The sequence below is a fragment of the Wolbachia endosymbiont of Drosophila leontia genome (assembly GCF_028981785.1).
Lineage (GTDB): Bacteria > Pseudomonadota > Alphaproteobacteria > Rickettsiales > Anaplasmataceae > Wolbachia > Wolbachia pipientis.
In genome coordinates, this window is sequence record NZ_JAPQLK010000063.1 from 111 (window position 1) to 1,745 (window position 1,635).

Sequence of the window (1,635 nt, forward strand, 5' to 3'; positions counted from 1 at the left end):
AAAATTGCGAACGTAAACTCAACACCAGCTTGCAAATGATTGTCCTTTCCTTCATTTCTCTCCTATTACGAAGATTTTAAACAGGTTCTTATACAAATATTTGCAAAAATGTACGATATCCTCTATTTTTGTGATGAATTTAGTTGACTATCGGTGTCAACATAATATGCTATTTGTGTGATTTTTTCGATATTAAGGTAATTTATGAGTAAAGAAGATATAATAAAGCAATTAAAGGAAGATTGTTCTAGTCAGAGTATAGATATAACAAAATCTGATTTGAGCGAGATTCATGATGCGTTTATTAAAATAATAAAGAATGGGCTGCATGGGAAAGGTGAAATACGTTTGCATGGAATAGGAACATTTTCTACTGCTATCAGTCAGGAAAAACAATGTCGTAACCCCCAAAGTGGTCAGATCATGACTGTTCCTAAAAAGACAAGGGTAAAATTTAAAGCAAGCCAAACTCTTTTAAGTATTTTAAATGAGAAGGAAAAAGCAGCAGTTAGTTAGACATTGTCATTTTTATTGTTTTTACTACGCTGTGTAAGCCGTAAAATACAGCTTCGCTAATTAAATAGTGGCCTATGTTAAGAGCTGAGATGTGAGGTATTCTTGTCATCTTCTTAGCGTGTTTATAAGTTATGCCATGTCCTGCGTGGCATTCTATTCCTAATTTATTGACGTACTCTGCAGCATTAGTAATTAACTGTAACTTTTTTTCTGATGGATTATCACAGTAATCCCCTGTGTGAATTTCTATTATGTCAGGTTTTGTCCCTAGCTTTTCAAGATATTTTAGTTGATCAATATTTGGATCGATAAACAGTGAGACTTTTATGCTAGAGCTATGCATTTCCTCTATTATACTAGAAAGTTTACTGTGCATATTCACGATATCCAGGCCACCTTCGGTTGTTAATTCTTCTCTTTTTTCTGGTACTATACTAATCGAATAGGGTTTTACCTTTTTTGCTATTTCAAGCATTTCTTCCGTGGCTGCAATTTCAAGATTTAGCTCAGTGCTAATGCTTTTTTTTAGGTTAAATACGTCTTCATCTCTAATATGCCTTCTATCTTCTCGTAAGTGTACAGTAATAAAGTCTGCTCCAGCGTCAATGGCTATTTCTGCTGCTTTCAATGGATCTGGATAAGAAGTTCCGCGTGCGTTGCGGAGGGTTGCAACGTGGTCGATATTAACACCTAGTTTCACAATCTACCTCAGAAATTATTTGTAGATTATACATGTTATTAGGTTTTTTGCATAGTCATCGTTTAACCTTATCCAGAAAAAGTGGAGAGAAAGAAAAGAGTTTTTTTGGGTAAAATAAAATTTTGGAGGATTAGAAATGGTAAGAGAATATACAGCAGAATTCAAATTGGAAGCTGTTAAACTGGCAAATGAACAAAGAAAGGCAGGTCAAACAATTACAAAAATAGCAAAGGATTTAGGAATAAAGGGTGGTTTATTAGGAAAATGGATAAAGAAACACAACGAAAAAAAGTCGGCAGCAGATGCATTTCCAGGTAGAGGTAACATGGCTCCTTACGACAAAGAGAGGTTTGATTTACAAAGCAAGAGTAACAAGGGAAAGAGACATTTAAAAAAAAGCCCTGGCCAGTCAAAAAGAG

General features: G+C 34.6%; 4 protein-coding genes. 3 read left to right on the top strand and 1 reads right to left on the bottom strand.

Annotation, left to right across the window (positions count from 1 at the left end):
- Together OZD63_RS01975 and OZD63_RS01980 are read left to right on the top strand one after the other, a co-directional pair.
- Positions 1-80 (top strand): hypothetical protein (locus tag OZD63_RS01975; protein ID WP_275007935.1); only part of this gene is annotated, 80 nt, incomplete at its 5' end.
- A 124-nt stretch (positions 81-204) separates the two neighbouring features.
- Positions 205-516: an HU family DNA-binding protein gene (locus OZD63_RS01980; protein ID WP_275007987.1), complete on the top strand. Its 312-nt coding sequence runs from the start codon at positions 205-207 to the stop codon at positions 514-516.
- Here OZD63_RS01980 and OZD63_RS01985 read toward each other — a convergent pair.
- Positions 509-1,216 (bottom strand): pyridoxine 5'-phosphate synthase, encoded by a 708-nt coding sequence (locus tag OZD63_RS01985; protein WP_275007989.1) that lies wholly within the window; start codon positions 1,214-1,216, stop codon positions 509-511. The genes OZD63_RS01980 and OZD63_RS01985 overlap by 8 nt on opposite strands.
- A 136-nt stretch (positions 1,217-1,352) precedes the next feature.
- Between OZD63_RS01985 and OZD63_RS01990 the strand changes: the two genes are divergently transcribed.
- On the top strand, positions 1,353-1,635 hold a 283-nt coding region (locus OZD63_RS01990; RefSeq protein WP_274979865.1), incomplete at its 3' end, for a transposase.

Excerpts from the sequence above, each read along its gene's own strand:
- OZD63_RS01980 (WP_275007987.1), top strand. The coding sequence starts at position 205 with ATGAGTAAAGAAGATATAATAAAGCAATTAAAGGAAGATTGTTCTAGT.